Source organism: Moorena sp. SIO2C4, assembly GCF_010672485.1.
Classification (GTDB): Bacteria; Cyanobacteriota; Cyanobacteriia; order Cyanobacteriales; family Coleofasciculaceae; genus Moorena; species Moorena producens.
This window is the reverse complement of record NZ_JAAHGN010000030.1, coordinates 1-22764: the sequence shown is the minus strand read 5'-3', so window position 1 is coordinate 22764 and position 22764 is coordinate 1. Positions and strand designations below refer to the sequence as shown.

At 42.2% G+C, this 22764-nt stretch carries 17 protein-coding genes; all 17 read right to left on the bottom strand.

The genetic code is table 11. The features are described 5' to 3' along the window. Positions 1-441 (bottom strand): glycosyltransferase family 2 protein (locus F6K20_RS03435; RefSeq protein WP_287293724.1); only part of this gene is annotated, 441 nt, incomplete at its 3' end. Positions 442-443: 2 nt separating this feature from the next. Continuing rightward, a complete protein-coding gene (locus tag F6K20_RS03430; RefSeq protein WP_287293722.1) occupies positions 444-1478 on the bottom strand; it encodes a polysaccharide deacetylase family protein in 1035 nt (344 codons plus the stop codon). Next, complete coding sequence (locus F6K20_RS03425) at positions 1475-2212, bottom strand: methyltransferase domain-containing protein (protein WP_131827040.1); 738 nt, start codon at positions 2210-2212, stop codon at positions 1475-1477. Before F6K20_RS03425 ends, F6K20_RS03430 begins: the two co-directional genes overlap by 4 nt. Then, entirely contained in the window at positions 2209-3852 is a 1644-nt protein-coding gene (locus F6K20_RS03420) for a glycosyltransferase (RefSeq protein WP_071104774.1), read from the bottom strand. Before F6K20_RS03420 ends, F6K20_RS03425 begins: the two co-directional genes overlap by 4 nt. A gap of 314 nt (positions 3853-4166) precedes the next feature. After that, entirely contained in the window at positions 4167-5951 is a 1785-nt protein-coding gene (locus tag F6K20_RS03415) for an ABC transporter ATP-binding protein (protein WP_044493896.1), read from the bottom strand. A gap of 132 nt (positions 5952-6083) precedes the next feature. Then, a complete protein-coding gene (locus F6K20_RS03410; RefSeq protein ID WP_287249836.1) occupies positions 6084-7040 on the bottom strand; it encodes a glycosyltransferase family 2 protein in 957 nt (318 codons plus the stop codon). Positions 7041-7203: 163 nt separating this feature from the next. After that, positions 7204-8379, bottom strand: a complete 1176-nt coding sequence (locus F6K20_RS03405) for a glycosyltransferase (RefSeq protein ID WP_287293719.1) — start codon at positions 8377-8379, stop codon at positions 7204-7206. 71 nt (positions 8380-8450) lie between these two features. Continuing rightward, entirely contained in the window at positions 8451-9518 is a 1068-nt protein-coding gene (locus tag F6K20_RS03400) for an acyltransferase family protein (RefSeq protein ID WP_008186684.1), read from the bottom strand. Between the two features lie 267 nt (positions 9519-9785). Then, the gene (locus tag F6K20_RS03395) at positions 9786-11027 is read right to left on the bottom strand and encodes a lipopolysaccharide biosynthesis protein (protein WP_008186685.1); all 1242 of its coding nucleotides are present in this window, start codon (positions 11025-11027) and stop codon (positions 9786-9788) included. Positions 11028-11180: 153 nt separating this feature from the next. Next, positions 11181-11621, bottom strand: a complete 441-nt coding sequence (locus tag F6K20_RS03390) for a hypothetical protein (RefSeq protein WP_287249828.1) — start codon at positions 11619-11621, stop codon at positions 11181-11183. Beyond that, positions 11614-12738 (bottom strand): hypothetical protein, encoded by a 1125-nt coding sequence (locus tag F6K20_RS03385; RefSeq protein WP_287249827.1) that lies wholly within the window; start codon positions 12736-12738, stop codon positions 11614-11616. Before F6K20_RS03385 ends, F6K20_RS03390 begins: the two co-directional genes overlap by 8 nt. Positions 12739-13140: 402 nt before the next feature. Beyond that, on the bottom strand, positions 13141-13677 hold the full coding sequence (locus tag F6K20_RS03380; RefSeq protein ID WP_008186691.1) for a serine acetyltransferase: 537 nt from the start codon (positions 13675-13677) through the stop codon (positions 13141-13143). Between the two features lie 181 nt (positions 13678-13858). Continuing rightward, positions 13859-14854 (bottom strand): class I SAM-dependent methyltransferase, encoded by a 996-nt coding sequence (locus tag F6K20_RS03375; RefSeq protein ID WP_287293716.1) that lies wholly within the window; start codon positions 14852-14854, stop codon positions 13859-13861. Positions 14855-14941: 87 nt separating this feature from the next. Next, complete coding sequence (locus F6K20_RS03370; protein ID WP_071104775.1) at positions 14942-16408, bottom strand: O-antigen ligase family protein; 1467 nt, start codon at positions 16406-16408, stop codon at positions 14942-14944. Beyond that, positions 16395-18590, bottom strand: coding sequence for a GumC family protein (locus F6K20_RS03365; RefSeq protein WP_287293710.1), 2196 nt, complete (start codon positions 18588-18590; stop codon positions 16395-16397). Before F6K20_RS03365 ends, F6K20_RS03370 begins: the two co-directional genes overlap by 14 nt. A 23-nt stretch (positions 18591-18613) precedes the next feature. Continuing rightward, positions 18614-19786, bottom strand: a complete 1173-nt coding sequence (locus F6K20_RS03360) for a glycosyltransferase family 4 protein (RefSeq protein ID WP_287264857.1) — start codon at positions 19784-19786, stop codon at positions 18614-18616. Positions 19787-20098: 312 nt separating this feature from the next. Then, the gene (locus tag F6K20_RS03355) at positions 20099-21301 is read right to left on the bottom strand and encodes a glycosyltransferase family 4 protein (RefSeq protein ID WP_287293708.1); all 1203 of its coding nucleotides are present in this window, start codon (positions 21299-21301) and stop codon (positions 20099-20101) included. Between the last annotated feature and the right edge of the window lie 1463 nt (positions 21302-22764).

Genomic DNA, 22764 nt, shown 5'->3' with positions numbered 1-22764 from the left:
TACCTTTTCCACGTGATCCCGTTCTTGGTCTTCAGGATTTCCAGTCCAGCTATACCACCATTGAATTGGTCCGTAGACCATGGCAGCGTCGGGATGAGCATTCAAGAGAACAACTTGCTCTGCCAAGGTATTTGGTAACCAAATGTCATCAGCATCTAAAAAAGCAATATATTCACCTTTGGCATGGCGGATACCCAGATTGCGGGTGGCACTCATGCCGCGATTTTGGTGACCCTCGTGTTCCAGATAGCGCACCTTTTCCGGATATTTCCGAGCATACTGCAAGGCTATTTCTGTACTACCATCAGTGGAACCATCATCGACCAGGAGTAGTTCCCAGTTGTCGTAAGTTTGAGCAAAAACACTCTCAATGGTTTCTTGAATAAATGGTTCAGGGTTTAAGAAAATGATGATAGTGGAAACTAGTGGTTTGTTACTCATAATTAAAGCCATCTTGACAACCAACGATCAAAGGTTTTCCCGTCCCAATCCTGAACCTCAACACGAGGCAACAGAAAAGAGTTGCTATGTTCCTGAACCCGGTCAACAACACTACAACAGGCGCAGGTAAATCCAGCTTCTTGGACAATGGAGATAGTGTCAGCAGTGTAATCCCCATGGGGATAGGAAAAACTGGTAACTGGATGCCCTAGGATTTCCTCAATATAGTGTTTGCTTTGTTCGATTTCATCCTGCTGCAAAGCTACTGGAAGTTTAGAAAGAAATGGGTGGGTTACTGTGTGAGCCCCGACTTCAATCAGTCCCCCTTCTTCGAGATCCAACAGTTCCTCACGAGACATAGAGCGATGGGTCGAGCGACCAATTGGTTCAGCATTAGCCCACACCCTGATTGCCTCTAGCACCTTTTCTCGCTTGTGGCTAGATAAAGGATATAGCAGTTCATAAAGGGAGCGATAGAGGGTATGGCGAAGGCTGGGATCTTCTATACCTGAAGCACTCCAATGGCGATAAAAGTGATAATCAGCCTGACTGTAATAGGCGGCTTCGCCTAATTCCCATGTGTAGGTACTGCCGTTGATATTTAACTGAAGTATTTCCGGTAATATACCAGGTTGTAGTAATAGTCTATCTAGTTCATCCCACCAGAATTCACGCCTATGGCCAATTCCTCCAGTTGTTACAAAAACTGTTGCGGGAATGTCATAGCGTTTCAACAATGGTTTAGCATTGTAAAAATTATCAGCATAGCCGTCGTCAAAAGTGATAACAACTGACCGCTTTATAGTCTGGTGATCGCGAATTGTTTGTGTCAATTGCTGTAGACTCAGAGGGTAGTGATGTTTTCGTAAAACCTCTAGATGTTCAGCAAAATGCTCTGGGGTTACACATAGAGACCAAGGGTCTGAATCTACTTCAGCCACACGGTGGTACATTAAGATCAGCACACCTGGCAAAATTTTATTTTTGAGCCGCCAGGCTGTCTGTTCCAATTTCCTACTGACCTTGCCTATGCTCATGGTTTCAGCTCCTTGACGACTCTAGCCGTAATTAAGACCTGGTAGTTAGGGTCGTGATAGTTGAGTTGTGCCTGGGGCAATTCCTCAGTTACCAAGCCGTGCAGAAATGCGATCGCACTCAATACATTGCCTTGGGCTTCAACTTGCACTGGGGTTTCTCCAAAGGCTTCTTTAAAAAGCCGCTGAGTTGAGAGAGTAGTGAAACTCCAGTATTGACCCCAGCGATTCATATCATCACAGCTGATTTGGGTGATGCCTGGAACCGTGGCCAGTAGGACACCGCTGGGTTTGAGAATGCGGTGGAGGGTTTTGAGGGCGGCTGGCACATCGTAGATGAATGGGAGGGTTTGAGTTAGGATAATGCAGTCGAAGGTGTCGGATGGTAGATGGTCAGCCTTGGTTAAATCTGCCACAATCGTGGCTTGGGGATTACCCTCTTCCACATGAAGCACGTCACTCTGGGTGACGCGATCGCCACCGAATTTGTGAGTGTAGAGAGGTTCCTTAATCTCTAGTACGTGTCCTTTAATATCCTGAGCATGACGGCCAAGAAAATGCTCAATATAATATCGGTCCATAGGTAAACCCCGGTCTAGACCGAAGTCAGAGCTGATCGGCTTGACTCGTCCGAGGCTACCAAGGTTTACCCATCCTACTGGTGGGCGACCGTGGCATATTTCTCGTAGCCAGCGGTATAGAGAAATAGGCCATCTGCCAAGCTCCCTTATAGTCATGATGTCACCTCCCCTTTCACTGCCCTGACTGTAATTAAGACTTGATACTCGCGGTCTCGGTAATCAAGTTCTTTCTGGCTCAACTCCTCCATGGCTAGTCCCTGCAAAAATGCGATCGCTGCCAGTACATTGCCATGGGCTTCAACTTGAACGTTTGTTTTCGGAAATAGTTCTTCAAATAGCAAGCCTGCTGATTGAGAGGTCAAGGCCCAACACCAGTCATCACCCCAATCGCATTTAACGATTTGGCTAATTCCCGGAAAAGTGACCAGCAAAACTCCACCAGGCTTAAGGATTCGGTGGAGTGTGCCTAAAGCTGTCCGCATGTCGTAGATTAGGTGTAGGGTTTGTGTCAGGATGACGCAGTCGAAAGCCTCTGACGGGATGTGATCAGCGTTGGTTAAGTCTCCCACAAAGGTGGCTTGGGGATTGCCTTCCACGACGTGCAGTACATCGCTTTTTGTGACCTGGTCTCCTCCGAAACGACAGGTGTAGGTGTTTTCGCCAATTTCCAATACTCGTCCTTGGATGTCCTGACTGCGGTGACCAAGGAATTTTTCTATGTAGTAGCGGTCTATGGGGAGACCACGGTCATAGCCAAATTCCCGACTGATAGGTGTAACCCGCCGCAGGCTGCCAAAATTTACCGATCCTACTGGTAGACGACCATGGAATATATCGTATAACCAACGGTATGTAGAGGCAGGCAATGTTAGCTTTGCTATTGGTTCCAATTGTGCTTTCAACTGTTTTTTCATAGGTTTTACAAAATATCGAATACGATTTGTCCAATAGTGCAAGGCTGGATGATTATATCGCCATAGCTCCTTTTGTAGAGCAGACCAAAGTTCAGGATTTTTGAGGCTTCCTTTAGACAGATATTCCTTTAACCAATTCAAGAAAGTCTTACGAGCCGTATATTCTTTTTTTGTGTCTTGGGAGGTATAACAAATAGAATGTTTATGCTGACGATACTTTTCCCAACATCCACTTTCCACAAACACAGGGGTTTTCAGGAATATTTTGGATAAAAAGACCTGATCTTCATAAAGACCTCGGAATGTCTCTTCAAAGCCACCAACCTCTTCGACAATCTGCCGTTTTACCAGAAAGCTACAGATACAGGGGGCAGCGCCTCCACCTTGTATCAAGAATTTAAGTAGGGTTGGTGGCTGAATCAGAGTATTGAGTTGAACTCCCAGTTCTGGCATGTAGTCCCGCTGACTGTCTTCAGAATGGCCAGTCCAGCTGTGCCAATACAAAGTATTTCCATAAACCATAGCAGCCTCTGGATGAGACTCCAAAATTCCTATCTGTTTTTGCAGTTTCTGGGGTAGCCAGATATCATCAGCATCAAGGAAAGCAATGTACTTACCTTTAGCATTACGAATACCCAAATTACGGGAGGCACTCATGCCGCGATTTTCGTGATCTTGGTGTTCTAGATAACGTATCTGGTCAGGATATTTTTCCACATACCGTTGGGCAATGGCAGTGCTGTTATCGGTGGACCCGTCGTCTACCAGCAGCAGTTCCCAATGGTCATAGGTTTGCGCAAGTACACTTTCTATGGCTTCTTCAATGAACTTTTCAGCGTTTAAGAAGATCGTAATTCCAGAAACTAATGGTTTGCTATTCATCTCATTAATTTATAAAATATTTATCGATTAATATAATATTTTTTACTAAAAAAACTCATTAATTCAGGACAGATCTTATTCTTATCCATCTTAGTTTTATCCCAATCAAGTCAATGTCCCATTAATGATCTATAGCGGTGTTCACTTTGGTGAGGTACAGAGTACCTGGTTTTAGGGAACAGCGGATATGGGAACAGGGAACAGATAAGATGGAAGATGGAAGAGGGAATAGGAAACAGTGAACAGGGAAAAAAACTTGTGTACCTCATTAGGCTAGAAACCGCTATAGGAAATAGAGAGCTGACTTAGTTTTATCAAATGTGGACATGGCGATTTTGCAAGCGATAGAGTTCAGCAAAGAATCCATTGAGCTTCAATAAATCCTGAAACTTCCCATGTTCGATGACTTGTCCCTGCTTCAACACCAAGATCTGATCAGCTTGTTCAATGGTGGATAGGCGATGGGCAATAACAATCACCGTTCGATTTTGACTAAGATTATTTAGCGCCTCTTGGATTAAGTTCTCGGAAACACTATCGAGAGCATTAGTTGCCTCATCGAGAATCAGAATTTCTGGGTCGCGGACGATAGCACGAGCCAAGGCGATACGCTGTCGCTGACCTCCTGAGAGTCGAATTCCTCGGTCTCCTACCTTGGTATCATAACCTTCAGGTAATTCACTGATAAATTCATGGGCATGGGCAAGTTTGGCTGCTGTTCTAATTTCGTCTTCTGTAGCATCCAACCGACCATAGGCAATGTTTTCCCGTACTGTTGTACTAAACATATGAATCTCCTGACTAACCAGGGCAATTCGGCTGCGCCAGTCAGCTAGATTCAGCTGTTGCAAGGGATAACCATCTATATAAATCTCTCCCTCTGTAGGGTCATAAAAACGGTAAATTAAGCCAATAATTGTCGATTTACCCGCACCTGAAGAACCTACTAAGGCAATGGTTTTACCTTGTGGGATAGCAATTGAAATATTCTTAAGTGCAGGTTTTTCCGAGGGGTTGTAGTGAAAGGTAACAGATTGAAAAGAGATTTCTTGTCTGAGACCTTTAAAAGGAGTGTTACCAGAGTGAATATAAGGTTTATCAGAGGGATCCAAAAGATACATGACGTCCTCTACAGCACTTGTCAACGCAGCAAGTTCCACACGGGCACTATCTAACTGCTTCACGTGGGGTTGTAGACGATAGAGCATAAATAGAAACGTTAGTAAGCTCGGTAGGGTAGCTTGGTTCTGAAGCAGTGCAATAACTAGAATGCATAGAAGTAGAATTGTAGAGAGGACTTCAGAAAGGGGATTCACAACTTTAGCGAAAAGCTGAATCTTTAGCAAAGTATTACTTAAGTGCTTTGATGCCAGATCAAAACGCTTCTGCTCATAGGATTCATGGCCAAAAGCCCGAATCACCTTCATTCCAGAAAACCCTTCCAACATCAGGCAAGCAAGGGCAGAATTAGCCTGTAAAACTTGTTTACCTCTGTCATTTACCGAGCGTGTCACAAACTTTATACTCAGGGAAATGAGTACCAATCCAGCAGCAACTAAAAGGGTGAGTTGCCACGATATTAACAGTAACAGAATTACAAATACAGAAATGCTGCAAACATTAATTATCAGGTTAAAAAAGTGCGATAGAGCCTCACAACTCCGCCAGGTTTGATCACTAAGTGTGTCAAGTAACTTTCCCGATTGATTCCTTTCTAAAAAAGAATAGCTGACTTTCAGAAGCTGGTTAAAAACACTGGAACGCAACCGATGGTTAATCCTGAGGTAAAGCCAAGACACTAAACTACTATTTATATAAACAATGGAGTTCTTTATAAAAAGTATTATGAAGATAGAAAAAGCAATAAAAAAAATCCGAGCTTGGCTTGGAAAATTAATAACGAGTTGCTCAATATTATTTAAAATCAAGCTATTTTGGAAGGCTTGAGATCCTAGATTGCCAGAACTTTCCAGAAGAGGAATAAATAAACTAATACTAAATCCTTCTGCCAAAGAAGAGAATACGCCTAAGGTAATAATTAATGGAAAAACCCAAGGATAAAATTTAAGCAATGGCGATAATATTCTGATTTGATTCATGCTTTATTGTTAATCCTAAGCGCTGTGCGCAGGGAATAGGGAATAGAGAATAGGGAATAGGGAACAGGGAATAATTTAGCGTGTTATTGTCTTATCAAGGTTTTAGCAATTCGTCTTCGATTACAGAAAAGATTAAGTTGAAATACCCAACGCTAGTTGACGCAGGGCTTGGGTAAGCGATCGCACGCCGTCGTAGCCATGAGGTCCAAACCAGCGGATTAACATAATTGCTAAACTCAGGCGGATATAGCTCTGTGAATAGCGCATTTGTGGATAGTGCAAAAAAGCTTGTCTACGGAAATGCATTGCTTCTTTGTAGTTTCCCTGATCTACTGAATTCCAAGCCTGGTAGAGATTTAAGTAGCTATAACTCCGGTTACGCAAGTACAACAAATCAGAGGGAACAGATTGGAAATTTTTTTCTATGGCCTGACGTGAATCCTGGATCATTTTCTCACGCCTTTTAGACATGCTACTGGCATGCTGTCGCCAAAGAGTTAAGGGTTCTTTGACCACCGCAAATAGATAGTGAGCTGCAATCCGAATCCACATATCTCGATCAGCAGCGCTGGATAAGTTGGGGTCGAACATTCCGACAGTGTCAAAGCAACTCCGACGAACCATAGCTGAGCTGCCATTGCCAATCATGTTAACCACCAGAATTTGCTCCCAGACATTTCCTTGTTGATGGAAAGCTATAATGCTGTTTGTGGGTTTACCTTGTTGATCAACTAGAGCGGTCCAGGTATAGACTAGACCTGCCTCTGGATATTCTTCTAAACAGCTTACCTGTTTTTCAAGTTTAGTTGGCTTCCATAAATCATCTGCATCTAAGAAGGCTATATATTTTCCTTGAGCCTGGGCGATGCCTGTATTTCGTGCTACAGACACCCCCTGATTTTCCTGGGAAATCAGTTTGACTCGGGGGTCTGCTATTTGAGATGCCCATTCAACAATGTGGTCTGAACTACCATCGTTGATAATCAGTAACTCAAAGTCAGCAAGGGTTTGCGCTAAAACACTCTCCACTGTTTTCGGGAGGTATTCCATCCCATTATATGCTGGAATAACAACAGTAACTTTTGGCATAGTCAAGTTCATTAATCAAGTTATTTAATCAAACTATTTTGCTAAAGTTAATATTAACTCGAAACAATAATAGGACAGATTAATTGTGGTTAAATGCAACATTAAACTGGAAAATTATGCTCATAATATTTTGGAAAAAGTAGCAAATATTTAACTATTTAATCTAGTCAAGACTAGACTGACTAATCATTTGCATAATTAAATCACGATAGCGTAGAGCAACCATGTCCCAGCTAAAACGCATCCCATTCTTTCTAGCCTTAGTTTTCCAATCTTTGCTCAAAGCCTGTGCGATTGCTCCAGCATAAACATCTGGATTGGTGACATCACAAACAATACCAGCATCGCCAATCATATAGCGACGAATCTCATCATCAGTAGTAACAACTCCTAAGCCGCTAGACATTGCTTGCAGGTAAGCATTGGCAAATGGTTCATCGATAGAAGGGAGGGTAAATAGATTCCCATACCGATAAACCTCAGGCATTTGATTGAAGGGAAAGGTCTGTATGGCAAAGCGATTTGCTCCCAGCAATTGCTCACCCAGAGTTTGAAAATATTCACGGTCTGGTCCATTGCCACAAATCAGAAGACTCCCATAGGGAAGCTTTGCGATCGCTCGAATTGCCAGTTCAACCCGTTTGTGATCGTTACGGTTTAAAGAAGCAACACACAAGACAATTGGCTTGTTCAAACCTAGGTCGATCTGATTTCCCTCTGGCTTGAATCGATCCATATTTACGCCGTTGGGAATGATTGTGACAGGCTGATTAGGACGCTGTTTATCAACAAAGTCAGCCATGGTCTCAGAGAAAACTACCAGATGATTGGGACAAAATCGCAGGCTTCGCGCCAGTGATTGTCCACCGCCAGTCAAACCAGTGTGTGCTTTAAACAGAATGGGTGTGCCAATCAGTGCTCTTACAAAAGCTGCCATGGCCAAACCGCCATAGTCATTGCAAGGAAAGATTAAGTCGGCTGGCTTCCTTAGCAGTCGCATTGCACAGGGAATAAAACTACTCAAGTGTTCAATGACCATATCAGGGTGAGTAGAGACGCTCCTGAACACTGAGTTAACCAGAGGATTACGTAAGATCTGACGAGCTTTTGTACGAGGGATGCCACCAGCAGGATAGTAAAAAGGACTACAGGGAGCCCCTGCTAACAATTCCACCTCGAAATACGGGCTTAGATGGTGAGTAAGCTCGATCGCAAAGTTTTCGGTGCCACCACTCCAGTTGACTCCTGCACTGGGATGGACTATGGCAACTTTGTAGGAGCGTTTAGTTTTCGTGGGCATTTGAGGCTCTAAAGGAGACCCAAATCGCTTTGGAGGCATAGTTTCCATAAAGTAAGGATAAAAACAGTTGATGTGGTCAAAATCAACCTCTTTAAAATTGGATAGTTTATTTAATTCTTCACTAGGAGTGGTCTCAACCTTGAAATAATGGGCTTTTCAATATAAAAATATACAATACACCCTACTGCTACAGCTATAACTGCATTAAAAATAGCAAATATACTTAAGGTTATTGAATTGGCAAGGAATATCTTTAGTCCAAGATTATTTACTAATATTTTCGTTGAATTATTCATGACAAAACCGTGTATTAAATAAATAGAATAAGATGCGTCTCCTAAAATCATAAGAAGGGGATTAACGTCAATATTTTTGCTTAATTCTAGAGATACTGAGCCAATTATAAGTATTGTTGAAGGTATACCGAAGGCAATAACATCTGAAACGCTCACAAGACCGTAATTGGTATTGATGGCAGATATAGTATATAAGAAACACCCTAAACAAATCAAGTATAAACCATGATTAATTTTATGTCTAGATAAAATATAAGCAGCTAAGCAGCCCAGAATAAATTCCAAATTAAGTTCATTAAAAACAAGCTGGATAGTAGCCTGATCTTCAGGAAAGCTTATGAAGCCAAAAAATGTTAATAATGTTGCTAATATCCAAACGGTAATTGATGGCACCAATAGTTTGGGTTTAACCCATATCAAAAAACTAAATAAAATATAAAAAAATACTTCAAAAGTTAATGTCCAACTAACTCCAATAAAACTTGAAGAAAGTATTTCCCTGTCTTGAGGAAAAAGAATAAAGGCTTTTATTATTTCACCAAAATTACCTTGATGCGTACTCGAATAATCAAACATAAATGATGCTATTAATTTGCCTGTTAATACTACCCAGTAAATTGGGTATATCCTAACAAGTCTTTTCAGAACAAAAGATTTAAGCCTGGAAGGGTTTTGAATATCTTTTTTATGAATATAAAAGATAATAAATCCACTCAAAACGAAAAAAAAATCTACTCCAGAACCCCCAAAAGCAAATATATCAAATAAAAAATCTCGATTTAGATTTTGATTAAATATGAGATCGCCATGAACAAGTACTACGAGTAATGCAGCTATTCCACGAAAAACTTGTATAAGTTTTAATTGTTTAGATTTTGACATTATAAAATTTTTCCTGAATTATTACTGGTTATCAATTGTGAATATGCTAAGTATTTTGATAGGCTATTATAGGATATTTTAAATATATAAATTAACGCTATATATAGCACTAAGCCTTCAAGTTATGACATTCATAAACTCCGAAACTTAATCATAGCTTACTTCTGAATTATGACTTATGACTTGCGCGTAGCGCTATATAACCTTAGTGGAGCTTCAACCTCTACCGGAGCAATATTTAAGATTAATCTTTAAGTTATATAGTTTTTATTTAAAGACATATCTAATAGCCCAAATAGTGAAAATAGGCGTCAGCAATTGACAAATGAGTACTGCACGAGCCACCCAAACAATTCCCCAGTTAACAGCTAGGAGTAAGCAACTAGAAAAGATTACAGTATAAATCAAATTCCAATAAAGATTTAGCTTAGTTTTACCGACAGCATTGAGGAGCTCAGTTGTAGTATTAGTAAGAGCAAGGGGCAGAGCCGAAAGACAAATAAGTATCAAAATTGGAATTGCCACTACCCACTTCTGTCCAAAAACAATTGGTACGTAGAGGGGAGCTAGACTTGCCTGGAGCAGAATGAGGGGCAATACAATGATAGCAGTGGTTTTCAGACTACTAAAATACCGGTTCTTAAGTTGGGTTAAATTTTCTCTGACTGCACAAAGATAAGGAAATACAGAGGAAGTAAATAATTTGATGACATTTTGGCTAATTCCCAAGCCAGCATTGAAGGCAAAGAAATATAGTCCCAGTGCCTCAACACCTAGAAAGCCACCAACGAGTAAGTAGTCGAGATTTGACCTAACCTTTTCGAGTAACTCAACCCCAAGGATTTTGCAGCTGAAACTAAGGACTGACTGCCAATTATGAAGCTTTAAGGATGTAGGTGCTCGCCAAGGATGATGTCGGTAATTAATCAAAATATGCACCGGAGTCGATAAAACCATTGCCCAAACTGCAGCCCATACTCCCATGCCTAATATAGCTAATATTACAGTTATGATATTGCCGATTATCGCCTGGCAGGCATTAGCAAAAGCTGTAACTTTTAGTCGATTATCTCGCCTAATCATTGCAGATTGAACTATAAACAATGGCATCATTAGGTAGATCAATGCGATAGTGATTATGGGCAAAATTATTTGGTTATTGCCATAAAATTTAGCAATGGGAAAGGCAGCAATACATTGGATAACAAACATCAAACCACCAAAAATCCAATTAAGCCAGTAGGATGTATTGCATACAGCTTCTAGCTCTTGTTCACTAGCCTGAATAATTTTGGATTCTGTACCAGCTCTGAGGATTAGAACATTGCCAAATTCAAAGGTGGTATAAATAGCAGATACCAGTCCGTAATCTTGAGGAGTAAACATACGAGCTAAAGTAACTGTTGTAGCTAGACGGGAGAGACGATTGACTAGCTCTGCTATTCCCATCCAACCAGCATTGCGAATAAATTCGCCCGATGATAGTTGCTTGAACTTATTAATTAGCATTGGGTGGTCTGTACTGTAAGTTTTATCTAGTCAAGGATAGTTTTATTCAAGATGGCAAAATTGACTTACTGGTCTAATCACTTCTTTGACCAAATAGATCCAACTCCCTCTCAGGTAATTTAGAGCATCAAAGTAGCAGCCAAATCGGTCAGATCAGCTTACTTGAGCCTGGGATATGGCGCGGCAATACTCACTAAATATTTTCCATCTTGGAAACATAATCTTTTCTTGGTTTGCCGGGTACCACCATTGAGGGTACTCATAGTCATCATTCTCACCATTCTTGCTGTACACCTGCACTGATTGTTTCGGATGTCTGCTGTAAAACAACAGGTATTCAGGAATGTCATAGAACCGTCCCAACAGAGCTAGTATTGCTAGTAAAACTTCATCGGCATGACCGTAGTTGCCTAAAGACAAAGTCTTCTTTAGGAGACTGCTATGAATTAATCTGAAAACTGGGTAGCACCGACTCATATTGCAAACTAAACTACGGAAACGCACTCGTGGTTGGTGTGAGTCAGCATGGAACTTACCATCGCCTAAGATGGAAATCAATAGGCGTCTAACCGTACTAGCTAGTTTTTTAGTCACTGTTTGAGTCTGCGGTTTTAGCTAAGGTTGGAGCTAAAGGTTCTCTAAGTTGACCACCTCCCCCGACAGTGTCTGGTCCATTGTTAGTAACAATATGTAAGGCTTGAACAAGCTTCATAAAGTCTTGGTAAAAGGGATTATTAGTGGGCGCTCTAGCCGTTAAACCGTAACCGTAGGTGGCTTTAAATTCTTCTTCAACCCCCTGTTCTGCTGCTAAAGCATAAGCGTCTCTACCTGTGACATCTACTTGATAAGCACCGTAGTCTTGGAGAGCATGAAACAGCTTTTTCCCTGCTGGGGTAGTTAGACCTAGGCTCTTTTCACTTACCTCCGGCGGAATTGCTAACAGAGAACCCATTACCAGTTGAGGGTCTTCACCTTTATATATCTTTGGAGCAGCTGAATCTGCCCTATCTGCAGGCCAACGGTATCCTGGTGTAGAACTTTGGGGATTGTAATAGATATATTTTTCCCAAAGCTCTAGTTTTAAAACATGACGAATCGGTTCGCTACCAATTAATTCTCCCTTGCGTATTGCTCCTCCTAAAGAGGACAATCCAGAACCAAGATGACCTCCGGCAATACCTTGACTGTATAGATCCAAATCTTTTTTCGGCCAGTGATAGCCATATACCGGACCACCGTTTTGACAGCGAGCCATTGGTTCTAGCTGGATGATAGTACGACCGTCAGGCTGTAGCAAGGCGGCAGCATTATTGGGAGTGGAATACCTAACGAGAGTGTTAATGGCATCAGGAACAATTAAATCATCAGGAATGGGGATAGATAAGTTTTCATAGGTTGTAGTTCCGCTACAACGCTTAGTCCAACTATCAGGGTCATACAACGGTCGCAGTGGACTACTAGCAGGAATAATAAATAAAAGATCGACATCTATAGTGGAGCGAGCCGATCGCGGCAAATTAGCTGGTTTATACTCAGCATTACTGCCGATGGGCATGTTCCAGATTGAGTCCTGAGAAAAAGGCCATAACCAGGGGTCACGAGTGGTAGGAGTGTTGGCATTAGCGGCAGAAGTAGTGGTATTAGCAGTAATAGATTGCTTCGGTTTAAAATAGTTAGCTAAACCGATACTGATAGTTATCGTTACCAGCACCAGAACTATTACTACATACCATCTGAATTTCCGACTGAATTTCCTAGATTTGAATAGCATAATCAGGAGCAGGAGAAAGGGGAGATGGGTAGCTATCGAGCAACACTTGATAGACGCCGACGCAGACTGTAATCTACCTCTAGCAATCTGCTGTAGCTCTGAGATCGGAAGAACTGCCTCAGTGCGATCGCAAAACTCAAACGGATAAAGTCTAGAGAGAAGCGCAGCTTAGGATAGTGTAGAAGGGCTTGCTGACGATAATGGTTTGCCTGTCGGTAATCACTATTAACCTTCTGCAGAGATTTCCAAGCTAAGTTGAGCTTGGCATAACCATAGCTATTGCTCTAGATATTATGCTTAAAAATTAGCGATACTTTAGTTATTTAATACTGATACTATTTTTTATAAATTAACTTTTTTTTTACAAAGTTTACGAATAACTCTTGCCGGGTTTCCTACAACTACAGAACTCTCAGGAACATCCTTTACAACTACAGAACCAGCACCAATTACAGCATTATCTCCAATGGTAATCGCACCAATAATCACCACATTGGAGCCGATATCTACATTATTGCCAATTTTTGGGCAACCGCTATAGGAACCATCTGGTAATTGTTTATTTCCAATAGTGGTTGAGTGTCTTAAGGTACAATTTGCGCCAATAACAGTTTCATGATTTACCACCAAACCTATGCCATGCAAAAGCTTAGTATTAGCTCCAATCTGAGTATCCCAAGGCAATTCAATTCCTAATATACATTCTACTAATACTTGGTAAAGTAAACGATAAAAAATCGATAAAAATGAAAAAGGTGCAGGTAATTTACCAAGCAAATGTGTTGAACGAAACATCAATAAAATGAACCGAGCCTTCAAGTTAGACTCATAGTAATTAACTTGCCAATCTTGTAGTAAATAATTACTGATATTATTCATTATTTTTGGCATTATAAAATAATATTTAAATCCTAGTATATTTCACTAATTTATAAAATTAAAACTTTGAAATGCACCCAAATACTATTGCATAGCTACAAAAAAAATAACCAGTATCCATCAGGAAAACTATTGGATATTAACTAACTTCATACTTCAAACTTCCGCGTAGCGAAGCTAGTTAGAAAGAACTGGCTTGTGTTCCTCTGTAGAGAGTTATTAGTTCTGTGTCGTCAAGAATTTTTTCACTCTTTTTGCCCATAAAGTAAAAACCTGATGCCGAATCAAATGTCCCCGATTTATCAATTAGATAGTAGTCGAAATATTTCAACCAAAAAGATGTCAGTCTGGCAATAACCTTAATCAAACTTCTTGCCATAGGTGTCTTAACAAAACTTAAAAGAAAGTATTGATATGACCAGGCTAATGCCATTCCTGGTCCACAGACAGCACCACTACAAATTTCTTCAAATTTGCGGAATAAACGACGATGTCCTAAGTGAGTGAAGCGAGTAAAATCATATCTTCCTAGGTGTACTTGTTGCATAAACGGAGTTTCTGAATAAACTAAACCATCTTTTTTGAGCACTCGATGAATTTCTTCAACACAACGGGATGGATCTACAACATGTTCAAGGACAGCTTGGATTATGACTCCATCAAATGAATTGTCTTTAAAAGGAATATTGTGGGAGTCAAAAATTACTGCTATACGGGAATCATAAGCAACATCACTTTCGATAATTTCAATGGCAGGTACTGATAACAGCTCTTCCATACCTTGACCAATCACACTACCTCCAATTATCAGTACTTTAGGACTATCAGTCTGCTTGAGCAGAAGTTCTGTGAATTTTTTGTAATTCCTCTTACCTTTCAAATTCAGGATAATGCTAGGAATCAAATTGATGGCAATTCTTTCTAATTTTGGTTTTGGGTTAAGATCAGCATTTTCGGGATTTAGAAAGTTTTTAATCTTAAATATACTAGATGATTCATTGATCAAAATTGGTTTATCCTGAACAACAGGATAAAAAGTATTGCATTGAAAATTTGTACATCTCAACTGATTTTTTATTGATTCTAAACTAGACAAGCAACAGGGACAGCAAAGCAAGTCTTGAGTACTTGATGATAAGTTAATTTCAGCATTATTTATGATGTTTTGATTAGTCATGGTGTTGTATTGCTATTGGTTAAAGTCTCAACTATTTCGTGAGTGAAATAATTCGCGTCACTCCTATAAAAGCTAGAGTTACCCTGATCAAAAAGGTGTAAGCCGTGCAGGAGGACTAACCGGTGCGTGACTTTCTGAAGGCGGCAGATCATCCCAATTCCAACCCACCACTGCCAACAAGGTATACCAGTAGAAAAAGAGAGTGGTATGACTCCAGATATTTTCGGTAATCATCCCCACAGGTACAGCCAGAAGAACCGCCAACATGGCTAAACACAGATTTCGTTGTCCACTGCCAGGAGATGCCTGTCGAAATAATTGAACAAGACGCCCAACCTGAACTCCGAGGAAGACCAACCAAGTTACCAGTCCTAGGATTCCTCCTTCTACCAGCGCTCGAATGTAATCATTGTGGGGATACAGCCCATTGGTACTAACATCAGCACTAATTCCGAGACCGTAACCGAGAATAGGAAAATGTTGCCATTGCTGTAGTAGGTAATGCCACTGAGCAATTCGCCAATTGAAACTGTTATGGTCTCCCTTGGAGAGGAGGATGGCACGCCAAATATCGATGTCTGGATTGCCTAAGGGTGTTTCAGTGATTGAGCCGAGACGTTCTTGACCAAACTCCGTACTACCAAACAAAACTATAATTCCGACAAATAGGACTATGCCACCGATTAGGTTCACTATGCTCAATCTAGGGGCGATTAAAACCACAATAAAGGTACCAAGCATCATCAAACCAAATAGAGCCTTAGTACTCACATACACAAGGCTAAGTAAACCCAGCAATAGCATCCAGATCCAGCGTGGCTTTGACTGGGTTAGCCTCCAATAGGTCAGACCCATGAACAGCAATAACCAGGTTACAAAGCCATTAGGGTGACCAATAGTCCCTTTGATTCGAGATACTTCATCTAGTGTTTCGGAATAACCTCCATCAGCAGCAAACATGGGAGGTAAAACCGAAGGTACAAACATCTGGAGCAACGCTACTGTAACTGGTAAGAGCAGAGCCCAAAACAGCCCATAGACAACTTGCTTAGGTGGAAGCCTGTCCTTGAGTTGCATTACCAGCAAGTAGACCATCAGCCAAGAAAATAGACGTATCCACTCACGGATGCTTTCTAGCAAAAACGAAGCATCTAGCCCCAGCCCTCCCAGAGGCAAAAGTATCACCCACAAGCCTTGTAGCATCACCCAACCAGCAAAGAACCACCAAAACTTATCAGTGCGTACAGTTTGCCCCCTCAGTAACATCACTGTCACATAAAGCAAAGTCAAGCCGTCGAGTCCGATAGCAAAAGCTGCTGGTACCTGTTGATCAGAAAACGGATCGAGACAGCTACGCAAGATCAATAGTCCCAGTACCGCTTGCTCAAACCGGGCAAAGAAGTAGACCACCACCGCTACTGCAACCAACCCTAAACCAAGCAAACTCGGCTGAGTACCTGCGAGTAAGCCAACAGCTAGACCAATCGGCACACCTGCCAGTCCTAGCCAAAAGGTCAGAGCAGAGGAACGATGCCAGGGGTTATGAATCTGCATGATCAACCCCCTTGGATACAACAGCACAATTGTTACTGGCTTCGTTGCCATGGGTCTGCCTGGATTGAGATTGAGGCTGGTAACTATAGAAGGAATCGGAATAGTACTGTTGAGTCCGATCGCTTATGCCATTGACAACAAACCCCAGTATGGGAGTGCTACTATCGTTCAATTCCGATACTGTCTGTAGTAGGATATCTTTCTGGGTAAAGTTGGGACGTGTGACCATCACTAACCCATCACTATACCGACTCAAGGTATGGGCATCAGGAAAACTACTAACTGGTGGCGTGTCTACAATCACTAGGTCATAATGATCTGCGGCTGCTGCCAAAATAGACTTGATCACCTGTGACTGTAGGAAGGTAGCCGGACCAGAGGGCAGGTCACTACAGGTCAAAATTGAAAGGTTGGGGATGGCTGTGGGTTGCACTGCCGACAGCCAGGTTTGATTGCTGTCAATTACATCTGTAACCTTTGGCTGAGGGGATAAGCCAAACAAATTGTGCTGCATTGGGTGACGCCAGTCGGCATCAATAATCAATGTCCGCCGGGAAAATCTTACTGAAACCGCACCCAAGTGGGAAGCTACCACTGACTTACCTTCTCCGGAAACAGCACTGCTGACCACAATCAGCTGTAAGGTCTTCTGAGCACGCAACTCCATGGTTGTCAGGAGCAGGCGGTAAGGCTCCATTAACCTCATATCTTCCAAGAATCGGTTCGGTTGCTCAAGACTGAGTGCCTGAGCAGGTATCTTCGGTAATACCCCCAGCCTAGGCAGCTTCAGGAGTGCCTCCGCTTCCGAGGCATCGTGTAGGGTATTATCCATTACCTCCAGCAGCAGCACCATACCGACAGCTAGGGCAATTCCAGCAGCAGTAGCTATCACCAGCACCACTTTTGGATTGGGTTCCTGGGGTGATGAAGGAAGTTTTGCCCGCTCAATAATTTGAATATTGCTAACTAGTTGGGCTTCTGCAATCCGTGCTTCTTCCAGTTTGTTTTGGAGGAGTTTAAGAGAGGCAATTGCTTCTTCTTGTCGGCGAACTAAGCTAGCAAAGGGTTGCCGTAGAACTGGTATTTGACCAAGACGATTCTGGAGTTTAATGCGCTCAGTCTGCACCAGGTAGAGCTTTTGTTCCAGTGCCGACCGTTCTGTTTGAGCTAAAATAAATCTAGAGGTAAAGTCCTGGCTCAACTGATCAGAGGCCACATCACCAGGGGCAATAATTTGATTATTGGACTGATTAGTCGGTAACAGACGAGAAAGTTTTTGATTGTAGAGGGTAAGGAGTTCATACCGCTCCTGAACCAGTGATATCATCGCTGGATTTTGATCAGTTAGACGCGATCGCATTTTGGCTAACTCCCGATCCAACTCTACTAGCTGAGCTCGTAAGGCTTGGAGTTCTTGATCTTGACCAATGCGTCCAGCGATGTAAGCATTCTGAGTATTATTCAGACTGGTTATGGTCTGGAGTTCTTGGCTACGGGTTTTAGCATCTTGGAGTTGAATAGACACAGCACGTTCTTGGTCTTCTAAAGTAGCTAAACTCCTGACTAAGAGTTGTGTTTGTTCCTCCGGAGAAACTAAACCAGTGGTCTGTTTAAATTTGTTTAACGCTGCTTCTGCTGCTGCTACCTCCAAACGCCGTAATGGTACTTCTTTCTCCAAAAATTCCCGCACAGCTCTAGCTTCTGAACGAATCCCTTCAGCACTTTCAGTAACCATTGCGTTGGCGACAGCATTGAGCACCGTGGTTACCAATTCTGGATTTTGACCCTGATAGCTCAGCTCAAGAATATTGGTAGCAGGCACAATTTTTACCTTTAAATCCTCACGGAGTGTGTCTATGGTCAGTCCTTCTTGTGAACTGCCGAGTAGAGCAATCTCGTCAAGTGCTCCCTGAAGAAGCCGTTCTGACCCCACTAGTTCTGCTTGAGTTGCGATTGGGTCAGCTCCACCGGGTGTATTAGCAGGGACTTGGCTGAGGTTGTCACCCAACTCAGATACACTCACCTTTTTATTGTCCAGCATCAGCCGTGCTTTCACTTGGTACACTGGTGGGGTAACAACCAAATAGGCAATCGCTCCACCAATTACGGATGTAAAGGTAACAAGGGCTGGCAAAAGCCGCCGCTTTAAGGCTAATGGTAGTGATGAAAGGCTGGTGTCCATAACGTTGACGAAACTCTGTGGTTTTACTGGTTCTTGAAAAAGGGGAGCGTGACACTGAATTTGGGATCAGAGGACGCACAGAGTTTTTGATACAGTCTTAAGTTATCAGCAGTAATTTTGTCCCAGTTATAGTAAGTGGCTACATGGTCTTGTGCCTTCTTGGCCATGTCCGCTAACTCTTGAGGTTGGCGGATCGCCCTCTCTAGAGCTTGGACACAAGAGTCTACGTTTCCTGCTTGGAACAGTAGACCTCGTTGTTCACCAATCAATTGCTGATGGGGAGGGATATCACTAGCGAGCACTGGAATCCCTTCCTGCATTGCCTCTAGCATCACCAGCGGTAATCCTTCTAAATCCGAAGGCAGAACAAACAACCCTGCGCCCCGAACAATCTCGGCTAAGCGACTTCCATAGAGTTCACCAACGAATAACACGTCTTGATTTGTGCCTGCCAAGTCATGTAGGTTGGCGATGTAGTTATGAGTGTCACTATCACCACCAGCAATCACCAGTTTCCAACCGTTAGATTTGAGCCGTTGGAAAGCTTTGATCAGTAGATCAGGTCGTTTTTCCGGTACAAGCCTGCCCAAGAACAGAATGTAACGCCCCGGGTTTAGACCTAGGAATTTACCATAGGAAAATTTGGGGTCTGACTCTGGGTAAATCCCTGGAGCATTGGGAATATTGACTGTATTCTTGCTATAGGTGTTGAGAAAGTAATTTTGGAGTGCTTGTGACACTACCACTAACTCATGGGCAGAGTAGACCGCGTTCCTCTCCCCCAAACGAATTAACCCACTCGACCATTTCCCCCACTTGGCTCGTTGCCAGTCCAATCCCTGACAGGTAACCACAATTTTTGCAGAAGAGGCAATTCTGGAGAGCCAGGAGAACACAGCTGGACCTAGGGCATGGAAATGAATGATGTCGTAGCGTTTGCCACTGGAGATAATCGCTGCCAGGGCAGCATTAGCCAAAGCATCTATTCCTCTGAATTGTATCGAGGGTAGAGAGATTACTCGAACACCTTTGTAGTCAGAGGATGAAAAACCGGTAGACTCGGTGTAGGACGACCGTGCAAATAGATCTACCGAATGACCCTGGGCAACGATTCTGGGATAGAGTTCTGTGCAGTAACGTTCAATGCCACCTTGCTTAACAGGTACTCCTTTGGCTCCAATTACAGCAATTTTCATGAGTTCTAGTTTTCTCTTTTACAATACTCTTCGGCAGACTAATGAAGTGGTGATGACACCCTGAGTATGTAAGGTAAGCATTCAGCCGTCAGCCGTCAGCCGTCAGCTTATTTTATTCAAAAGCTGTTCGGTGTAGCGTGCGCTATGGGCATAAACTGTTCAGTGTAGCGTGGCCACAGGCCTTTGGCTGATACGCGACACGCTAATAGCTGATAGCTGATAGCACCTCAAGTAGCACCATCTGTAGCGCATATGCTTACTATGTAAGTTTGACTGCTCTATCTTGATTAAAGGCAGCGGATTAGACAGAGATTAGGCAGACCGTTGGTGAGCACGGTTGAGCATTTGCTCATAAACACTGCTGACAACTGTGCGAGCACTATAGGGTTGAGCCGTGCGCACACAGGAGGAGGCTGAATAATTCTCTGGATGGTGCAAGACCTTACCCAAAGCATCTGCGATCGCAACGGCAGTACGCTCTTTGCAAACAATCCCACTGTCAGCACCGAGAAATTTGGGGGTTTCACCACAATTCGTAGTCACTACAGGTGTCCCACAGGCGAGAGCCTCAAGGACAGTCAAGGGCAGTCCTTCGTAAACGCTAGTCAAAACAAAGACACTACAGACACGGTATAAGTCTGCTAGTTTTTCCTGACCTACTGCTCCAAGCATAGTCACTCGGTTAGACAACCCAAGAAAGGAAATTTCACCACGGAGTTCATCCTTTAACTCCCCATCCCCAGCAATCAGTAAGTGAACATTGGCAATATATAAAGTTGCCATCGCCCGTATCAGTAACATCGGGTCTTTCTGAGGATGCAGACGACCGGCGAAAAGGATAAAACGGGTCTGTTCAGACAAATTATGCTCCTGTGCCAGAGCTTTGCGTCCCTGTGCTCGTTGCTTTGGGTCTAGGGGATAGAACACCTCGTCATCAACAGTGTTTTTCAGGTAAGCAACACGATTTGCGATCGCTGGATAACGCTGTTGATAAAACTTAGCTGATTCAGTATTGCAGGAAAAAATTTGGCTAAATTGCTTCACCAGTAAGCGTTCCATGGCAAAATAGCTTGCGGAAAAACGCTGCCAAAGAATGCCATTATTAGCCGTTGCAGGATTCATCTGCTTGGCAATGTCATTGTGTACAAACAGCGTCTTCTCTCCAGACCAATTCAGGGCTGCTAAGCTGGGTTCGATGCGATGAAAATGCATAAAATCCGATGCCAAGCAACGACCGAACAGGGCAGTCGTATACTTCACCGTCGTCGGTATCAAGCCCCTAACATTGTCATCTTCCAAAGGAAACAGGGGCATAAATTGAATGGCTCGACCCGCTACTTCTCCTTCTTGCCATATACCGGAAACTGAAGCCAGGTCTCCTGTTCCCACCAACCGCACCTCGAACTCACTGGGAGCATATTTGATAAAGGAGCGGATGACGGTCTGAATCCCACCAATGCTGCTATGCCAAGGATTGAACTGATAGAAAATAGTTAAAATTAGTTTCTTGGTCACTTTAATTAATAAGAAGTAAAACTGTTTGAGAGTCAGTAATTTATGGGTTATAGTTTATAGATTTTATCAATTGCTTTAGGTACTTTAGTCCTGGGTTTTAGGGAGTCGGGAGTCGGGAGTCGGGAGTCGGGACTCGGGACTCGGGAGTCGGGACTCGGGAGTCGGGACTCGGGACTCGGGACTCGGGATTAGGGAGTAGCGACTAGGGATAATAAAATTGACTGTACTTCATAAGTATGCTCAACGCTATATAGCATTTATCAAATAGGTGAGGTACACATTTTTTTGATTTTATGGAACATAAAAAAATGCTCTTAGGTATCTGGTATGCTTAACTTGTATTAATTTTAATTAATTCAAATTAATACTGTTTATAGCTCTGATATTTTGATAATTATTTTTTTAATATCAATCGATTATCAATGCCTAAAATGATTGCTAAGCAATATTTTTAATCATTGCTTCTGACAAATTAGCATAGTCATTACGTAATTACCTATATTTTTAGGAATAGTGTGTTTACCAACTAACTAGTATTCTTGGATTCGTTACCCTTGATTCCCTATAGATATTACGTCGATGGCATTAATTAAATCCCCTAACCTAGGGTAGAAATATATTTTTTTTTCCAAAGTAATTATTGGATTGTTTGAAATCATCAAAACTTGGTAATTTTTAGTTTAATAACTAATTATTAACTACACCTTCAAGACTCTAAATCCGGATATTTAGTAAAAATTGATCAGTTACTGGATTTATAAAGTTCTAACAATAGTTAGTGAATACTTTGTGAATACTCTCAACTTAAAAAAGCTTAAAATTATTTCCAGACAAATTTTCCCGAAAAAACTGAACACTTAAGACATATTTCTGTTCCCTGTTCCCTGTTCCCTGTTCCCTGCGCGCAGCGCTATCAGTTATTAATTTTGGACTCTGATAGTCTTGGTAAAAAAACCCAGCACAATATGGATCGGAACCATAATTCCAATCAAGATGGTAGTGCTAACTAGTAGATAGGGATTGTTTGGTATCCCACATTCCGCACTTCAAAGTGTAGTTTGGAAGCTACTGCGTCCCGCTACGGCAACACAAACACTGAGAACAGGTTAATTTATAACACCTTAAGTATTCCTAATCAACAATATCGCCAGCATTACCAGAGTATAGATACTAGAGTCTACATACAACACCGAATATTACAAACTGACGTGGGGACTCTCGGTTCACAGTCTATCGCCCTGAATTTTATCCCTGACTCCCAGAGCAACTGCATCTAGACTGTGATACACCCATAATTCTATATCCCAAAGGAATCATTACAAATGTGACCTTGCACTGTCAATAAAAACCCAATAAAAAGCTGTAGCCAATGTCTTATAAGATTTGGCTACATCGTGGCGGCTATCTGCTGGGCATTTAGCCCACTAATCTACCGCTTTATTGAGACTATTATCAATTAACCA

Bases quoted from the DNA above. Each gene is read 5' to 3' on its own strand.
- F6K20_RS03395 (WP_008186685.1), bottom strand. From the start codon at position 11,027: ATGCTAATTAATAAGTTCAAGCAACTATCATCGGGCGAATTTATTCGC.
- F6K20_RS03420 (WP_071104774.1), bottom strand. From the start codon at position 3,852: ATGAATAGCAAACCATTAGTTTCTGGAATTACGATCTTCTTAAACGCT.
- F6K20_RS03415 (WP_044493896.1), bottom strand. From the start codon at position 5,951: ATGAATCAAATCAGAATATTATCGCCATTGCTTAAATTTTATCCTTGG.
- F6K20_RS03405 (WP_287293719.1), bottom strand. From the start codon at position 8,379: ATGCCTCCAAAGCGATTTGGGTCTCCTTTAGAGCCTCAAATGCCCACG.
- F6K20_RS03400 (WP_008186684.1), bottom strand. From the start codon at position 9,518: ATGTCAAAATCTAAACAATTAAAACTTATACAAGTTTTTCGTGGAATA.
- F6K20_RS03360 (WP_287264857.1), bottom strand. From the start codon at position 19,786: ATGAAAATTGCTGTAATTGGAGCCAAAGGAGTACCTGTTAAGCAAGGT.
- F6K20_RS03365 (WP_287293710.1), bottom strand. From the start codon at position 18,590: ATGGACACCAGCCTTTCATCACTACCATTAGCCTTAAAGCGGCGGCTT.
- F6K20_RS03410 (WP_287249836.1), bottom strand. From the start codon at position 7,040: ATGCCAAAAGTTACTGTTGTTATTCCAGCATATAATGGGATGGAATAC.
- F6K20_RS03370 (WP_071104775.1), bottom strand. From the start codon at position 16,408: ATGCAGATTCATAACCCCTGGCATCGTTCCTCTGCTCTGACCTTTTGG.
- F6K20_RS03375 (WP_287293716.1), bottom strand. From the start codon at position 14,854: ATGACTAATCAAAACATCATAAATAATGCTGAAATTAACTTATCATCA.
- F6K20_RS03425 (WP_131827040.1), bottom strand. From the start codon at position 2,212: ATGACTATAAGGGAGCTTGGCAGATGGCCTATTTCTCTATACCGCTGG.
- F6K20_RS03380 (WP_008186691.1), bottom strand. From the start codon at position 13,677: ATGAATAATATCAGTAATTATTTACTACAAGATTGGCAAGTTAATTAC.
- F6K20_RS03430 (WP_287293722.1), bottom strand. From the start codon at position 1,478: ATGAGCATAGGCAAGGTCAGTAGGAAATTGGAACAGACAGCCTGGCGG.